General features: G+C 67.0%; 14 protein-coding genes. 5 read left to right on the top strand and 9 right to left on the bottom strand.

Going from position 1 to position 14,895, the window contains the following annotated elements; translation table 11 throughout:
• Nucleotides 1-247: 247 nt before the first annotated feature.
• A complete protein-coding gene (locus JMY28_RS03725) occupies nucleotides 248-1,141 on the top strand; it encodes an alpha/beta fold hydrolase (RefSeq protein WP_201694531.1) in 894 nt (297 codons plus the stop codon).
• Nucleotides 1,142-1,174: 33 nt separating this feature from the next.
• Here JMY28_RS03725 and JMY28_RS03720 read toward each other — a convergent pair whose 3' ends face one another.
• The gene (locus JMY28_RS03720) at nucleotides 1,175-1,648 is read right to left on the bottom strand and encodes an Lrp/AsnC family transcriptional regulator (protein WP_201694530.1); all 474 of its coding nucleotides are present in this window, start codon (nucleotides 1,646-1,648) and stop codon (nucleotides 1,175-1,177) included.
• Nucleotides 1,649-1,807: 159 nt separating this feature from the next.
• Between JMY28_RS03720 and JMY28_RS03715 the strand changes: the two genes are divergently transcribed.
• Together JMY28_RS03715 and JMY28_RS03710 are read left to right on the top strand one after the other, a co-directional pair.
• Entirely contained in the window at nucleotides 1,808-2,716 is a 909-nt protein-coding gene (locus JMY28_RS03715; protein WP_201694529.1) for a DMT family transporter, read from the top strand.
• Nucleotides 2,717-2,817: 101 nt separating this feature from the next.
• Nucleotides 2,818-4,119, top strand: a complete 1,302-nt coding sequence (locus JMY28_RS03710) for a DUF445 domain-containing protein (RefSeq protein WP_201694528.1) — start codon at nucleotides 2,818-2,820, stop codon at nucleotides 4,117-4,119.
• A gap of 206 nt (nucleotides 4,120-4,325) precedes the next feature.
• Here JMY28_RS03710 and JMY28_RS03705 read toward each other — a convergent pair whose 3' ends face one another.
• The 6 genes from JMY28_RS03705 to JMY28_RS03680 all read right to left on the bottom strand — a co-directional run bounded on the left by JMY28_RS03705 (nucleotide 4,326) and on the right by JMY28_RS03680 (nucleotide 8,438).
• Nucleotides 4,326-5,258 (bottom strand): MBL fold metallo-hydrolase, encoded by a 933-nt coding sequence (locus JMY28_RS03705; protein WP_201694527.1) that lies wholly within the window; start codon nucleotides 5,256-5,258, stop codon nucleotides 4,326-4,328.
• The gene (locus JMY28_RS03700; RefSeq protein WP_201694526.1) at nucleotides 5,255-5,704 is read right to left on the bottom strand and encodes a MaoC family dehydratase; all 450 of its coding nucleotides are present in this window, start codon (nucleotides 5,702-5,704) and stop codon (nucleotides 5,255-5,257) included. The genes JMY28_RS03705 and JMY28_RS03700 overlap by 4 nt, the downstream gene beginning before the upstream one ends.
• Nucleotides 5,701-5,940, bottom strand: coding sequence for a DUF1289 domain-containing protein (locus tag JMY28_RS03695; protein WP_201694525.1), 240 nt, complete (start codon nucleotides 5,938-5,940; stop codon nucleotides 5,701-5,703). The genes JMY28_RS03700 and JMY28_RS03695 overlap by 4 nt, the downstream gene beginning before the upstream one ends.
• A gap of 2 nt (nucleotides 5,941-5,942) precedes the next feature.
• The gene (locus JMY28_RS03690) at nucleotides 5,943-6,449 is read right to left on the bottom strand and encodes a YbaK/EbsC family protein (protein ID WP_201694524.1); all 507 of its coding nucleotides are present in this window, start codon (nucleotides 6,447-6,449) and stop codon (nucleotides 5,943-5,945) included.
• 47 nt (nucleotides 6,450-6,496) lie between these two features.
• Nucleotides 6,497-7,420, bottom strand: coding sequence for a hydroxymethylglutaryl-CoA lyase (locus JMY28_RS03685; protein WP_201694611.1), 924 nt, complete (start codon nucleotides 7,418-7,420; stop codon nucleotides 6,497-6,499).
• Nucleotides 7,421-7,490: 70 nt separating this feature from the next.
• The gene (locus JMY28_RS03680; RefSeq protein WP_201694523.1) at nucleotides 7,491-8,438 is read right to left on the bottom strand and encodes a 2-hydroxyacid dehydrogenase; all 948 of its coding nucleotides are present in this window, start codon (nucleotides 8,436-8,438) and stop codon (nucleotides 7,491-7,493) included.
• Between the two features lie 244 nt (nucleotides 8,439-8,682).
• Between JMY28_RS03680 and JMY28_RS03675 the strand changes: the two genes are divergently transcribed.
• Nucleotides 8,683-9,294 carry an RBBP9/YdeN family alpha/beta hydrolase gene (locus tag JMY28_RS03675; RefSeq protein WP_201694522.1) on the top strand — a complete coding sequence of 204 codons (612 nt, stop codon included), beginning with the start codon at nucleotides 8,683-8,685 and terminating at the stop codon, nucleotides 9,292-9,294.
• A 78-nt stretch (nucleotides 9,295-9,372) separates the two neighbouring features.
• Here the strand turns inward: JMY28_RS03675 and JMY28_RS03670 are convergent, their stop codons facing one another.
• Both JMY28_RS03670 and JMY28_RS03665 read right to left on the bottom strand, forming a co-directional pair.
• Nucleotides 9,373-10,629, bottom strand: a complete 1,257-nt coding sequence (locus JMY28_RS03670) for an acetate/propionate family kinase (RefSeq protein WP_201694521.1) — start codon at nucleotides 10,627-10,629, stop codon at nucleotides 9,373-9,375.
• Complete coding sequence (locus JMY28_RS03665; protein WP_236596665.1) at nucleotides 10,626-11,567, bottom strand: bifunctional enoyl-CoA hydratase/phosphate acetyltransferase; 942 nt, start codon at nucleotides 11,565-11,567, stop codon at nucleotides 10,626-10,628. The genes JMY28_RS03670 and JMY28_RS03665 overlap by 4 nt, the downstream gene beginning before the upstream one ends.
• Before the next feature lie 489 nt (nucleotides 11,568-12,056).
• Between JMY28_RS03665 and JMY28_RS03660 the strand changes: the two genes are divergently transcribed.
• Entirely contained in the window at nucleotides 12,057-14,804 is a 2,748-nt protein-coding gene (locus JMY28_RS03660; RefSeq protein WP_328809365.1) for a DUF3141 domain-containing protein, read from the top strand.
• The last annotated feature ends 91 nt before the right edge of the window (nucleotides 14,805-14,895 follow it).

The following is a 14,895-nucleotide window of genomic DNA, read 5'->3' as shown; positions in this document are numbered from 1 at the left end:
GCGAATCCGGTGCCGGTGTCGACTGAGCGCGTTTTAGCTTGATCAAGCGCAGCCGCACAGGAAATCCGCGACGAGATCCGATCGCGCAAACGGCCGTCCGATTATAGGCTTGGGGTCATTCGGGCATCGCTCGTGCGGCATTCGAGGGAGTGCTCGGTTTCTACCGTTGTGGGCCCAAAAGCACGTTTTCGAGTCGCGCTCGCCTCATACAATGACCGCAGACCAACAAACACAAGAGACTAGCCCCATGCCCTTCGACGGATTCCAGCCTTTCACCGTTCGCACTGCGGGCGGCGTAGACATCTGCGGCGTGAAGGGCGGCGACGGACCGCCGCTATTGCTGCTCCACGGCCATCCGCAGACTCACATGATCTGGCACCGGTGCGCCTCCGCGCTCGCACAGCATTTCACCGTCATCGCGACGGATCTGCGCGGCTACGGCGCCTCCTCGAAACCGGCCAGCGACGACACCCACGCCGCCTATTCGAAGCGCGCGATGGCGGCCGACCAGGTCGAGGTCATGCGCCACTTCGGCCACGAGCGTTTTCTCGTCTGCGCGCACGATCGCGGCGCGCGCGTCGCGCACCGCATGGCGCTCGACCACCCGAACGCCGTCGAGCGGCTCATGCTGCTCGACATCGCGCCCACGCTCGCCATGTACGAGCAAACCGACCGCGAATTCGCCACGCTCTATTTCCACTGGTTCTTCCTGATCCAGCCCGAGCCGTTGCCGGAAACGCTCATCGAAGCGAACCCCGACGTCTATATCGAGCGCGTCATGGGCAGCCGTCATGCGGGTCTCGCACCCTTCGCGCCGAAGGCGCTCGGCGCCTACCGCGCGGCGCTGCGCCAGCCGGGCGCGGTGCACGCGATGTGCGAGGATTACCGCGCCTCCGCGACCATCGATCTGGAGCACGACCGCGCCGATCTCGAGCGCGGCAACAAGGTGGCGTGCCCGCTGCGGGTGCTGTGGGGAGCGGAAGGCGTGATCGAGCGCTGCTTCGACCCGCTCGCCGAATGGCGCAAGGTGGCGCGCGACGTGAGCGGGCGCGCGCTGCCGTGCGGCCATTACATTCCCGAGGAGGCGAGCGAGGCGTTGGTCGAGGAGATGCTGGCGTTCTTCGAGACCACGGAGCCATGAGTGGCGGCGGCCTCTGGCCGTCGCACCTGAACGTCAGCGCAGCGGCGGCAGGCGGCGCGGTACCGGTGTGGATTTGACGATGGCCGTGCTGGTTTCGGCGCGCTCGGTGACTTTCGCGAGAATCTCGTCGAGTTGTTCGATGGAATGCAGATAAAGCCGGGCAATGAAGCAGTCATCGCCCGTGACCTTGTCGCACTCCACGAATTCGGGAATGCGCCGTAACACCTCCTCCACCAGATGCAATTGCCCGGGGAGCGGCTTCACGCGCACGATGGCCTGCAGCGTGTAGCCGAGCGCGCGCGGATCGATCTGCACCGTGTAGCCGCCGATCACGCCTTGCGCTTCGAGCCGGCGCAGCCGCTCGGACGTGCTTGGCGCCGAAAGCCCCACGTGCCTGGCCAGTTCGGCGGCGCTCGCCCGGGCGTCCTCGGCGAGCGCCGCGAGCAACATGCGGTCGATGTCGTCGAGCGGGGCGGCGGCGGGCGTTGGGTTGGGACGTCGGTTCATGATTGCTCGGGTGCTCCGCCTGGTTGGCCTTTCAATCGAAGGCAAGTGTTGCCTCTCGCCTAAGTTTAGCCATGTATTCCCCGCCTTGCAGCCGATAAACTGGCGTGCAGATGCGAAGGGCTGCGCGCCCTTCGTCCGCCATAAAGAGGATGCAAGCCCATGTCTTCCACCACTCCTGAGATTCGCCGCGGCGCGGCCGAGATGATCGTCGCAATGCTGATGTCCGGCACCATCGGCTGGCTCGTGGTCGCCTCGCGACAGGCGCCGATCAATATCGCCTTTTTGCGCTGCGTGCTGGGCGGCGCGACGCTCACGCTCGTGTGCGCCGCGCTCGGCCTCCTGCGCCGCAAGCACCTGCCGCCGCGCACGCTTGCGCTCGCTGTGCTGGGGGGCGCAGCGATCGTCGCGAACTGGGTGCTGCTGTTCGCCGCCTACTCGCGCGCATCGATTTCCATGGCCACGGCCGTCTACAACACGCAGCCCTTCATGCTGGTCGGGCTCGGCGTGGTCATTCTGCGCGAGCGCGTGAGCGCCTCGACGATCGCGTGGCTCGCGGTGGCCTTCCTTGGCCTCGTGTGCGTGGTCGAGGTGCAGCCCGCCGTGCTCGCGGTGCCCGGCGAGTATCTGCAAGGCGTCGCCTACGCGGCGGGCGCGGCGTTTCTCTACGCGATCTCGTCGATCATCACACGGCACCTGAAGGGCACGCCGCCGCATCTCATCGCGCTCGTGCAGCTCGCCTTCGGCGCGCTCGCGCTCGCGCCGTTCATCCACTACGGCACGCTGCCGGCCACCCCGCTGCACTGGGCGCAGCTCGTCACGCTCGGCATCGTGCACACGGGCATCATGTACGTGCTGCTCTACGGCGCGATCCAGAAGCTGCCCACGGCGATGACGGGCGCGCTCTCGTTCATCTACCCCGTGGTCGCGATCCTCGTGGACTGGTTCGCGTTCGGCCAGCGCCTCGCGTGGATCCAGGTGGTGGGCGCCGCGCTCATCCTGGTCGCGGCGGCGGGCGTGAACCTCGGCTGGCGGATCGTGCCGCAGCGGCGCAACCCGCGTTCGGCGTGACCGACGACTGAGGGGCGCTTCGCGCCGCCGGCCGCACCTGCGCTTCGTCATGCGGGCTGGCCGCATAATGTCGCGGTTCGAACCCGCGACCTTTTTCCCGCATGACGCAACCTCACGCCAGCCAGGACGAAGCTGAACTCGCGCGCGCCAAACGTCGCGCGCTACTGTTGCTGCTGGGTGCGGCAGTCGTGTTCGTGGGCACGGCGCTGTCGCCGCCCGGCATCGTGATCGATGGCGTGAAGGCCGTGAGCGAAGCCGCCATGGTCGGCGCGCTGGCCGACTGGTTCGCCGTGGTCGCGCTGTTTCGCCGCGTGCCGATTCCGTTCGTTTCGGCGCGCACGGGTGTGATTCCGCGCAACAAGGACCGCATCGCCGACGAACTCGCCAACTTCGTGCGCGACAAATTTCTCGACGTGGGCTCGCTCGTCGGTTTGATCCGCCGCCACGATCCGGTCGAGCGGTTTGCCACGTGGCTGAGCGCGCCGCATAACGCGAAGCGCTTGGGCGATTACGCGGTGCGCATGATGTCGGGCGTGCTCGGCCTCACCGACGACGCGCGTATCCAGAACTTCATCCGCGAGGGCCTGCATGCGGCGCTCGAGCGCGTCGATCTCTCGAAGTCGGCGGGCGCGATTCTCGACACGCTCACCAAAGACGGCCGCCACCAGGAACTGCTCGACCAGATGCTCGATCAGCTCGGCGCGCTGCTGCGCGACGAGGGCACGCGCGCATTCGTGGCAGGGCGCATCGTCGATGGCCTCAAGGGCGAGTTTCCGAAGACCGAGAAGTTTCTGCCTTCGGAATGGATAGGCGAGAGCGGCGCGCGGGTGCTGGAGAGCGCGGTGAACCGGCTGCTGCTGCAGGTGGGCGAGGATCGCGAGCATCATCTGCGTCAGAAGTTCGACGAGGTGGTGCAAAAGCTGATCGTGCAGCTCAAGAGCGATCCGGCCTTCCTGCGCAAAGGCGAGGAGCTGAAGGCGAGCCTGCGCGAGGGCAGCGCGCTCAACGAGTACACGCGCGCGCTGTGGGACAGCCTGCGCGCGTGGCTGCGCGACGATCTCACGCGAGAGGACTCCGAACTGCACGCGAAGGTGGCCGCGACGGGCCGGTGGCTGGGCGAGACGCTCGCCGCCGACGCCGAGCTGCGCGCCTCGCTCAACGCTCACCTCGAAGACGCCGCGCGCGCCATGGCGCCGGACTTCGCGCGCTACCTGACGCATCACATTCGCGACACCGTGCAGAACTGGGACACGCGCGAGACGGCGCGGCTCATCGAGCTAAAAATAGGCAAGGATCTGCAGGAAATTCGCGTGAACGGCACGGTGATTGGCGGCGCGATCGGCTTGGGGCTCTATCTGTGCTCGCATCTGTTCGAGCTTGTGCGGCTGAAGATGGGCTACTGATTTGATTCGCATTCCAGATTAATGATCCATGCAGAGGTACGCGGGGCCGCGGCCGTAGGTCATCTGTAGGGAAATCACCGATGCTTCGGGAATTCTGGCGCGAGTATCATGCCCTCGACAGTTTGATCACGTCAGAGCTAATTCCAACGCTCGTCCGGAAACGGACGAGCGTTTTTTTTCGTGCTTCTTTCTTCTATGCAGCGTGGCTAGACCGCAGCCGCCGGGGCTTCGAGGCGCTCGCCATTCACGACCAGCGCGCCGCTCTTCGCCAGTTCCCCAACCAGTTCGCGCAGTAGCGCCGGCCATGCGCTGCGCGGGGCGAGCTGCTGCGCCGCGGCGCGCAGGGACGCGGCGCTTTCGAGCATCGCCATGAGCGAGTCGAGGGTCATCGCGCGCACTTCCAGCAGCTTGAACACGATCAGCACCTTGAGCGCGTTCTTCGCGTTGCGGGCGGGGTCGGCGCGCAGCCAGGCGAGGCGCGAAAACGCGCGCTCCAGCGCCGCCTCGACGTTAGCGAACGGCTTGCCGTGACCGGGAATGACCGTGCGCACATCGAGCTTCGCAATGGCTTCCAGCACCGCTTGCTGCTCGGCGAAGCCGCTTTCGCCCTCGAGCTCGGGAAAAATCACGCCGAAGCCGTATTCCCAAAGCGCATCGGCGCTGATGAGCAGGCGCGGTTCGGCGGCATAGAGCATCACGGAGTCGGGGTCGTGCCCCGGCGCGCCAATCACCTCCCATTCGACGCCGCCTAGCGTGAGCCGTTCGCCCGCCGCGAGCGTGCCTGTGAACGCGAATCGCTCGCAGGTCTGCCCGGTGGCGAGAAAGCTCAAACGCGGCTCGTCCCAGTCGCGCACGATCGTCGCGCTCGCCGCAGGGATCAGCGTCGCGCAAGGCCAGTGCGCCTGCAGCCGCGCGTTGCCGCCGCAGTGGTCCGAATGCAGGTGTGTGTTGACGATCAGGTCGAGCGCTCGCGGGCCCAGCGCGTGACGCACGAGCGCAAGGGTTTGCTCGGCGTGGGTGGCGTAGCCGGTATCGACGAGTGCGGCGCGCGCCTTGTCGACGAGCAGCACATTGTTCGACGAGAGCCAGCCGCGCTCGAATACGCGGATCGATTCGGGGAGTGCGCTCGCTGCACTCATGCCTGTGCGTGCTCGGGCTTGGGCATGACGAGGATCGTCGCACGGCCCACTACGAGCAGTTCGCCTTTCTGGTTCACGGCCTCGCCCGCGAGCTTCACGAGATCGCCATTCAGGCTCGGTTTCCACCACGCCTGCTCGACGCGCCATTCGAACGTGATCGTGTCGTGCGCGTGTGCGGCGCGCTTGAGCTTCATGTCGAATTCGAGCCCGAGCGGCTGCGCGTATTGCGAGTAGTGCGTGGCGAGCAGCGCCATGAAGTGTGCAGTGGGTTGCGTGCCCGAAGCGATCAGGCCGCCAAAGCGGCTTTGCGCGGCGTAGGCTTCGTCATGATGCAACGGGTTCAGATCATTCACGAGCAGTCCGAACGATTTTACCGATTCGGGCGTGAGCTGAAGCGTCGAGCGGAACGTCTCGCCGGGGGTGACGACGCGAGCGGGCGCGTTCATTGTTTTTCTCCTTGCGTGCGCTCTTGTGATTCGAAGCGTTTCGCGACCCATTCGGCGTGCCGCGTTTCGATCGAGTCCCAGACGGCGCGCTTTTGCGCGTCGTCGAGTGTCGACCAGCCAGCAATTTCGTCGATGGTGCGCAGACACCCCTCGCACAAGCCGCTGCGCTCATCCATGCGGCAGAGGTTGATGCAAGGCGAGGGCGGCGGCGTTACGCTGTCGTGAAGCGCGGTCATGCTCACGCGTCGCGCAGCGCGACGTCCACCACGGGCGCGCCGGTCAGCGCTTCCAGTTCCTGTGGCGAGAGGTTGAACACCGCATGCGGATGGCCCGCCGCGGCCCACAGGCTTTCGAGTTCGAACAGATCGGCATCGATCAGCGTGACGGGCGTCGTGGCGTGGCCGATCGGGCACACGCCGCCGATGGCGTAGCCAGTCTTCTCGCGCACGAACCTGGCATCTGCGCGGCCGATTTCGCCCACGTGCGCAGCGACTTTCTTTTCGTCCACGCGATTCGCGCCGCTCGCGATCACGAGCACGGGCGCATCGTCTTTACGGCGGCGGAACAGGATCGACTTGGCGATCTGCGCAACTTCGCAGCCAAGGCCTGCGGCGGCTTCGGCTGAAGTCTTGCCGGTTTCCGGCAGCATCACGACCGGCTTGGCGTGGCCGCGCTCGCGCAGCATCAGGGCGACACGGCGCGCAGAGTCGGGCAGGGCGTCGAGGTTGTCGAGGGATTCCGTCATGAGTTGATTTCCTTCGTACTGCGATTCGATAATCGATGGATCGCGTTTCACGAGCAAGCGGCTTCGCTGCGCGCTTTCGCGAGCAACGCCTTGCCCGCACGTGAGACGTTCGCCCGGCCGATGGCGTTCGAGATGAAGTCGCCCGCCGCCACGACCTGGTTCAGATCGATGCCGGTGTGAATGCCAAGGCCGTTCATGAGGTACAGCACGTCTTCGGTCGCGACGTTGCCCGTGGCGCCCTTCGCATACGGGCAGCCGCCAAGACCCGCCACCGAGGCGTGGAAAATGGCGATGCCTTCCTCGAGCGCCGCGTAGATGTTGGCGAGCGCCTGGCCGTAGGTGTCGTGGAAGTGGCCCGAGAGCCGCTCGCGCGGAAAGACCTTCGTCACCGCTTCGAACACTTCGTGCACGCGCTTCGCCGTCCCCACGCCGATGGTGTCGGCAATGTCGATCTCGTCGCAGCCGAGCGCGGCGAAGCGCTCCACCACATCGACGACCGAAGCGACCGGCACTTCGCCCTGATACGGGCAACCGAGCGCGCACGACACGCTGCCGCGAATGCGCACGCCGTGCTCCTTCGCGGCATGCGCCACGGGCGCGAAGCGCTCGATGCTTTCCGCGATCGAGCAGTTGATGTTCTTCTGCGAGAACGCCTCGCTCGCGGCGCCGAAGATCACGATTTCGTCCGCACGCGCGGCGAGTGCGCCTTCGAAGCCGCGCAAATTCGGTGTGAGGACCGAGTAGATCGCGCCCGCGCGGCGCTCGATCCCGGCCATGACTTCGGCGCCGTCGGCCATCTGCGGGACCCACTTGGGCGAGACGAACGAGGCGGCTTCGATGTTCGGAAAGCCTGCGGCCGATAACCGGTTGATGAGCTCGATCTTCGTTGCGGTGGCAACAAATTCCTTCTCGTTTTGCAGGCCGTCGCGTGGGCCGACTTCGACGATCTTCACTGCGGTGGGTAGTGCCATTGATGCCATTGCCGTGTCTCCAACGAATATTTGAAATGCTTCGCGATGTTCCGATGCGAGGTTCCGATGTTCAGTAGCCGCGTCCGACATGCACCACGCCGCTCACGGTTTCACCGCGAGCCAACGCGCCGATCTTGTCGGCGACCTGCGAGATCGCTTCCTCGCGCAATGTGAGCGCCGAACTGTGCGGCGTGATCGTGATGCGCGGCTCGTGCCAGAAGAGGTGATCGGGCGGCAGCGGCTCTTCGCGGAACACGTCGAGCGTGGCCGCCGCGAGCGTGCCGTTGCCCAGCGCGTCGAGCAGGTCCTGTTCGTCCAGATGCGTGCCGCGCGCCACGTTCACGAGATACGCGCCACGCGAGAGCTTGCCGAAGGTGCGCGCGTTGAGCACGCTTTCGGTGTCGGGCGTGGCCGGCAGCAGGTTCACGAGCACCTTGACGCCGTCGAGGAAGGCGTCGAACTGCTCGCCATGCAGCTCGCCCGAAAACGTTTCGATGCCCTCGATCGTCTTCATGCTGCGCGAAAAGCCGCGCACCGGCACGCCAAGCGACGCGACTGCGTGTGCGACCTGCGCGCCCAGCACGCCAAGGCCGAGCACCCCGACCGTGAAGGTTTCGTGCGGATGCGGCGCCAACACGTGCCATTCCCGGCGCGCCTGCGCGAGCGCGTATTCATCGAAGCGGCGCAGGTAGCGCAGCACGGCGTGCTGCACGTACTCGCTCATTTGCCGGCCCATGCCCGAGTCTTCGAGCCGCACGAGCATGGCGGTGCCGGGCAGCGTGCCCGGCCGCTCGCGTTCGTGAGCGAGGATCGCGTCGACGCCCGCGCCCAGATTGAAGATGGCGCGAAGGCCCGGCACGCCGAAAAGCTCGCGCGGCGGGTGCCAGACGACCGCGTAATCGGCGGGGGCGGTGTCGCCGGGCTGCCACTCGCGCAGCTCGGCGTCGGGCAGGGCGCGCGCGAGGCCGTGCAGCCACGTGGAGGCGTCGGTCTGCGGGAACCAGAAAATGATCTTCATGATGGGTGAACCTGTCCCTGGTATGCGGGTGTGGCTGGTGGCGGCTGGATTGCGCCGCTTGCACTGGCACCATTCTACTTTTTCAGGCCCGCGGCCGCCGGGCAAATCGCGGCGCCCAAGGCTGCGGCGTGTCTCGCGCCGGACCGCGCCGAGGTGCCGAAAAGCTAAGCAAAAAAAATTGGTTCGGCGCGCGCGGCTTGCAAGCCACAATCGATTCACGCCGTGTTCCAGCGAGGAAAAAATCATGCTTTCGTGCGCGCAAATGCGTTGGCCGCCCCGCCTCGTCACCGTGCCGGGCCTGCACGGCAGCGACGGCGCTCACTGGCAAAGCTGGCTCGAACGCCAGTTCGCGCGCTCGCTGCGCGTGGAGCAGGACGACTGGGACGCGCCCGATCTCGCGGTCTGGGGCGCGGCGCTCGCGCGGCGCCTGGCGGGCGAGCGTGGGCCGTTCCTGCTGGCGGCGCACAGCTTCGGCTGCCTCGTGGCGGCGCATGCGCTGCATACGGGCGTGCTGGGTGAAAGCGGAGCCGATATTGCGGGCGCGCTGTTCGTCGCGCCCGCGAGTCCCGAGAAGTTCCGCTTTGCCGGCGCGTTCGAGGCGCGGCAGCTTCCCGTGCCGTCCATCCTGATAGGCAGCGAAACCGATCCGTGGATGCCGCTCGAAGGCGCCCGCACGCTCGCGCAGCAATTGGGCAGCACGTTCGTGAATCTCGGCGATGCAGGACACATCAACACGGCGGCAGGCTTCGGCCCGTGGCCGCGCGCCAAGTATTTCGTCGATACGCTGGTCCATGGCGCAGCGCCGGGGCGGTTGCGTGACGAGGCGTTCGACCAGAGCGGTCCGGCGTACGCCTGAGGCGAATCCTGAGGTGAACCGCCGCGCCGTGCGGCTCAGCGTGCCTTGCGCGCCGTGCAACGCACGACCAAGGCCCGCTCAGTGCTTGAACGCCGCCCGCAACAACCGTGCCGTGTGGAGCGCGATCATCCCTTCTTCATCGGTGCGGATCGCGAAGACAGGCACGCGGCTTTCGCGCGCGCTCACACGCTCATTACCCTGACTACTGCCCACCTCGTTGGCTTGCGCATCGAGCACGGTGCCGAAAATAGGCGCGAGCCGTTCGCACACCTGCGCGCGAATGGGCGCGGCATGCTCGCCGATGCCCGCCGTGAACACGAGGCCATCGAGCCCGCCCAGCACCACCGCGAGCTTGCCCACGTCCTGCGCGATGCGATACGTATAGAAGTCGATCGCGAGCCTCGCCCGGTCGCTGCCGCTTGCGAGCAGTTCGCGCATGTCGCTGCTCAGTCCCGACAGGCCCTTGAGGCCCGACTCCTGATACAGCACCTTCTCGATGGCGTGGTAATCCATGCCTTTCGCCATCATCCAGAGCACGGCGCCCGCGTCGAGCGCGCCGCAGCGCGTACCCATGGGCAGGCCGTCGAGCGCGGTGAGGCCCATGGTCGTCTCGACGCTTTTGCCGTCCTTCATCGCGCACAGGCTCGCGCCATTGCCCAGATGCGCGACGACGACGCGCCCGCGCGCAATGTCGGGCGCGACCTGATGCATGTGTTTGGCGATGTACTCGTATGAGAGGCCGTGAAAGCCATAGCGCCGCACGCCCTCGCCGTAATAGCTGTAGGGCAGTGCGAAGAGCTGCGCCAGGATGTCGTTGCCCGCGTGGAACGCGGTGTCGAAGCACGCGACCTGCGGCAGTTCGGGCGCGGCCTGACGCACCGCGCGAATCGCGGCGAGATTGTGCGGCTGATGCAGGGGCGCGAGCGGCGTGAGCGCGTCCAGCTCTTTGATCACTTCGTCGTCGATGAGCACGGCGTCGGCGTAGCGCGCGCCGCCGTGCACCACGCGGTGGCCGATCGCGGCGGGTGGCGTGTCGCGCAGGCCCACGGCGAGCACGAGGCGCAAGAGGCGAAACGCAGCGTCGTGATCGGCGACCTGGGCGACGGGAAACTTTTCGTCGACGATCAGACGGCCGTCGGCCATATGCGCGACCACGCGCGGCGCGACGCCGATGCCCTCGATCTGCCCGCCCGCGCCATGCAGCGCGCGCGCACCGCCTTCGACATGTTCGTCTTCGATCACGCGATATACCGAACACTTGATGCTCGACGAGCCGGCATTCACGACGAGCACGACATGGCCCTGATCGACCGGTTGGGCTTGGACGCTGCTCACAGGATCTCCGTTGCTTTGCGCGCGCGCCGTGCGTGCGCGAGCAGCACGGCGATCGCGCAACTGCCGATGCGCGATCGCACGCTGTCGGCGCGGCTCGTGAGGATGATCGGCACGCGCGCGCCGAGGACGATGCCGGCCGCTTCCGCGCCGGCGAGGAAGGTGAGCTGTTTGGCGAGCATGTTGCCCGCTTCGAGGTCGGGCACGAGCAGGATGTCGGGGTCGCCGGCCACGGGCGAGGTAATGCCCTTGATGCGCGCGGCTTCGGCGCTGATCGCGTTGTCGAAGGCGAGCGGGCCGTCGAGCAGGCCGCCCGTGATCTGGCCGCGGTCGGCCATCTTGCAGAGCGCGGCGGCGTCGATGGTGGAGGGCATCTTTTCGGATACGGTTTCCACCGCGCCGAGAATCGCGACCTTGGGCGTGGCGATGCCGAGCGCCTGCACGAGCTCGATCGCGTTGCGCACGATGTCGGCCTTGTCGGCGAGCTTCGGGAAGATGTTGACGGCCGCGTCCGTAATGAAGAGCGGCTTGTGGTACGTCGGCACGTCCATCGCGAACACGTGCGAGAGGCGGCGCTCGGTGCGCAGGCCGTTCGCGCCGAGCGCGACTTCGTGAAGCAGCTCGTCGCTGTGCAGGCTGCCCTTCATGAGCAGTTCGGCCGTGCCGTCGCGCACGGCGCGCACCGCGAGTTCGGCGGAGGCGTGGCTGTGCGGCGCGTCGATGATGGTGATGCCGTCGAGGCGCAGGTCGGCTTCCTCGGCCACCGCGCGGATCTTCGCTTCGGGGCCAACCAGGATCGGCACGATCAAGCCGAGGTTTGCGGCGTCGAGCGCGCCGGTGAGCGAGGACACGTCGCAGGGATGCGCCACGGCGGTGGGCACGGGCGCGAGGCCGCCGCAACGGGCGAGCAGAACCGAATACTTGTCGGGCGATGACGTCATGGCGGTCTCCACGAGGGCCTGCATTTGAACCATGCTGCGGCGCGCAAAGCGCTAACAGTGTAGACCAGCGCGAATGAGGCAGTCGGCCAGGTGCGCGCCAGCTTGCCGCGACATCGTGACACGCCACACGACGGGTTGGCCGGCATGCCTGTCACGCCTCGTTCACAGCGCGCGGTGATCATGGGGCAGGCACTTGGGGCCGCGGTGTGTCTTGACTTTCGTCAGGTCGCAGCCTAACTTTTTAGATGCCGCAGTGCAGCATGATCTGGCTCTTTTCATGTCGCGGCCGCGAGGCGCAAGAAGCGCGCACACGGCCGCGAATATCTTTTGCCGGCCCCGTTGCCCGCAATGCCGCCCACGCGAGGGCGGCGTGGGCAAACGGCGAGGCTTCGCGCGCCATTCGTCGTGATGGCGCGTCCACGGCCCGCGCCGGCCTGGCGCTTGCTTACCGCGAGGCGAGCAGGCGCGCTCTTAAAGGAGATTCGTCTCGTGGTAGTTTCCACCTCCTCGCCGCAGCTTTCGTCGCCGTTTTCCTATTTGCCCACGCTCGCATCGGGCGCGTCTTTTTGGCCCTTTGCGCCTTTCTGGCCCCTCGCGGGCGCGTCCGACGAGGAGTCATCGCCCCGCACGCCGTTGACCGAGGCGGCTTCGGCTGTGTCTTCGGCTGTGACCCGGGTAATCCAATCGGCGCAAGCCGCGCCTGGGGCCCCGCAGCCGCTCTACGAATACCTCTACGACGCCTGGCAGCGCAGCGTCCTGTTCCTCGACGTGCTGCGCGAGCGCGGCAATCAGACCTATGTGCATGAGCAGGCGGGCATGCCGCCGGTGCTCGCGTTCGACTACGAAGTGGTCGTCGATGGCCGCGAACTCGCCGATCCCTGCAATTACGCACTCCTGCGCATCAAGCCCGAAGAGGGCGCGCCGACTGACCCACGTATGCGCCCGTTCGTCGTGATCGATCCGCGCGCGGGCCACGGCCCGGGCATTGCCGGGTTCAAGATGGACAGCGAAGTGGGCATCGCGCTGCGCAAGGGGCACCCGTGCTACTTCGTGACGTTCTTCCCGGTGCCCTGCGAAACGCAGACGATCCAGTCCGTCGCGCAGGCCGAAGCGGTGTTCGTGCAACGCGTACGCGACCTGCATCCCGACGCGGACGGCCTGCCGTTCATCATCGGCAACTGCCAGGGCGGCTGGGCCGCAGCATTGCTCGCGGCTTCCGCGCCCGCGCTGGTCGGCCCGCTCATGCTCGCGGGCTCGCCGCTGTCGTATTGGGCCGGCGTGCGCGGCAAGAACCCGATGCGCTACTCGGGCGGCATGCTGGGCGGCTCGTGGATGTCCTCGCTCGCCGCGGATCTCGGCGATGGCCGCTTCGACGGCGCGTATCTCGTGCAGAACTTCGAGTACCTGAATCCGGCCAACACGTACTGGGGCAAGCTCTACAACCTTTATTCGAAGGTCGACTCCGAGCGCGAGCGCTTCCTCGAATTCGAACGCTGGTGGGGCGGCCATTTCCTGTTGAACCGCGCCGAGATCGACTGGATCGTGCAGAGCCTCTTCGTGGGCAATCACCTCACGCGCAACGAGGTGTTCGCGAAGAACGCGCGCTCGCCGGTGGACCTGCGCAACATCCGCACACCGATCATCGTGCTCGCCTCCTGGGGTGACAACATCACGCCCCCGCAGCAGGCGCTCAACTGGATTCCCGACCTGTACGCGAGTGTCGACGAAATTGTCGCCAACGAGCAGGTGATCGTGTACTGCCTGCACGACAAGGTGGGGCACCTCGGCATCTTCGTTTCGGCGAGCGTGGCCAATAAGGAGCACACCGAACTATTTTCGGCGCTCGACCTGATCGATGTGCTGCCGCCTGGCCTCTACGAAGCGAAGATCACTGACTCGACGCCGGAAGCCGCGCGCCTCGAAGCGCTCGAAGGGCGCTACGAGATCCGCTTCGAGCGCCGTACGATCGACGACATTCTCGCGCTCGACGACGGCCGCGACGACGAGCAGCCCTTCGAGGTGGTGCGCCGTTTCGCGGAGAACAATCAGCGTCTCTATGACCTGTTCGTTTCGCCGTTCGTGCGCGCGTCGAGCAATGCGTTCAGCGCGCATGCGCTGCGCGAATCGCACCCGTCGCGCGTGGAGCGCAGCGTGTTAAGCGACGCGAACCCGGCGCTGGGCGTGCTGCCCGCCATCGCGGAAGCGGTGCGCGGGCACCGCAAGCCGGTCGCACCCGACAATCCGTTCACGCTGCTCGAAAAGCAGGCTTCGGCCACCATCGAGGCTTCGTGGGACGCATACCGCGATGCGCGCGACGCCTGGGTCGAAAGCACGTTCTACAGCATGTACACCGCGCCGTGGGTGCAGGCCTGGGTGGGCGTGACGCCGAACCAGCCGCTCGAGCCCATCGCGCCGCCGCTCATGGCGCTGCGCAAGGAACTCGCGCAGTACCGCCTGCGCGCGGCGCGCGCGCATCTCACGAAGGGCACGCTCGTCGACGCGTTCATGCGCATTGCCGCGTACATCGTCGACGAAATGCATACCGTGCAGTACCGCCCGTTCCAGCGCATGCGCGAGCTCGCGCGCGAGTATCTCGGCGATCGCCAGCCGAGCATCGCCGAGCTCAAGGAAGCGGCGCGCCGCCAGGGCGCGATCGTGCAGCTCGACCCGCAAGCGGCAATCGACGCCTTGCCCGAAATCGTGCCCGACATGAAGTTGCGCCGTGCGCTGCTCGCGGCCGTGTACCGCATCGCGACCGTGTCCGGGCCGCTCGAAGGCGAGCGGCGCGAGCGCTATCGCCACGTTCAGCGTGCGCTGGGCGTCGAGCCGGGCAGCGAGAAGTCGGGCTTGCCGCCGCTCGATGACGGCGGGTCGTCTTCGGATGGTGGCGGTGTTTCTGGCGCGGGCGGCGGTATGGCTGGTGACCGCAGCCTGGAGCCGGGCATCGAAGCATCCGCCGCCGTACCGGCTGCGCAGCCTGATGCCCCGGCGGCTACCGCGAAGGCCGCGCGCACGAAGGCGGCCGCAGCGAGCGAAAGCGCCGCCCCCGCGAAACACATTCGCGCGGCGCGCGCCGGCGTGAAGGTGAAGGCCGCGGAACCGGCCGAAGCGAAGAAGACGCCGGCTGCCGCCAAAACGGCGGCGCGCCGCTCGCGCGCGGCGTCGACGCCCACATCGACGCGGGCTGCGGGCACGACGGCCTCGCGCCGCCGCGCAACGCGTAGCGCGGGCGAGTAAAGGGGCGAGCAGAGGGACGAATACAGGGACGAGCAAAGCAGTCCATTCCCGTGCCACCCTGGACGCGCCGCATCCCTGCCGATGCGGCGCG

Origin of the sequence: Paraburkholderia hiiakae, from assembly GCF_904848665.1 — a bacterium.
GTDB lineage: Bacteria > Pseudomonadota > Gammaproteobacteria > Burkholderiales > Burkholderiaceae > Paraburkholderia > Paraburkholderia hiiakae.
This window is presented reverse-complemented; position numbering and strand designations above follow the sequence as displayed.

Excerpts from the sequence above, each read along its gene's own strand:
- JMY28_RS03725 (WP_201694531.1), top strand. The coding sequence starts at position 248 with ATGCCCTTCGACGGATTCCAGCCTTTCACCGTTCGCACTGCGGGCGGC.
- JMY28_RS03720 (WP_201694530.1), bottom strand. The coding sequence starts at position 1,648 with ATGAACCGACGTCCCAACCCAACGCCCGCCGCCGCCCCGCTCGACGAC.
- JMY28_RS03715 (WP_201694529.1), top strand. The coding sequence starts at position 1,808 with ATGTCTTCCACCACTCCTGAGATTCGCCGCGGCGCGGCCGAGATGATC.
- JMY28_RS03710 (WP_201694528.1), top strand. The coding sequence starts at position 2,818 with ATGACGCAACCTCACGCCAGCCAGGACGAAGCTGAACTCGCGCGCGCC.
- JMY28_RS03705 (WP_201694527.1), bottom strand. The coding sequence starts at position 5,258 with ATGAGTGCAGCGAGCGCACTCCCCGAATCGATCCGCGTATTCGAGCGC.
- JMY28_RS03700 (WP_201694526.1), bottom strand. The coding sequence starts at position 5,704 with ATGAACGCGCCCGCTCGCGTCGTCACCCCCGGCGAGACGTTCCGCTCG.
- JMY28_RS03695 (WP_201694525.1), bottom strand. The coding sequence starts at position 5,940 with ATGACCGCGCTTCACGACAGCGTAACGCCGCCGCCCTCGCCTTGCATC.
- JMY28_RS03690 (WP_201694524.1), bottom strand. The coding sequence starts at position 6,449 with ATGACGGAATCCCTCGACAACCTCGACGCCCTGCCCGACTCTGCGCGC.
- JMY28_RS03685 (WP_201694611.1), bottom strand. The coding sequence starts at position 7,420 with ATGGCACTACCCACCGCAGTGAAGATCGTCGAAGTCGGCCCACGCGAC.
- JMY28_RS03680 (WP_201694523.1), bottom strand. The coding sequence starts at position 8,438 with ATGAAGATCATTTTCTGGTTCCCGCAGACCGACGCCTCCACGTGGCTG.
- JMY28_RS03675 (WP_201694522.1), top strand. The coding sequence starts at position 8,683 with ATGCTTTCGTGCGCGCAAATGCGTTGGCCGCCCCGCCTCGTCACCGTG.
- JMY28_RS03665 (WP_236596665.1), bottom strand. The coding sequence starts at position 11,567 with ATGACGTCATCGCCCGACAAGTATTCGGTTCTGCTCGCCCGTTGCGGC.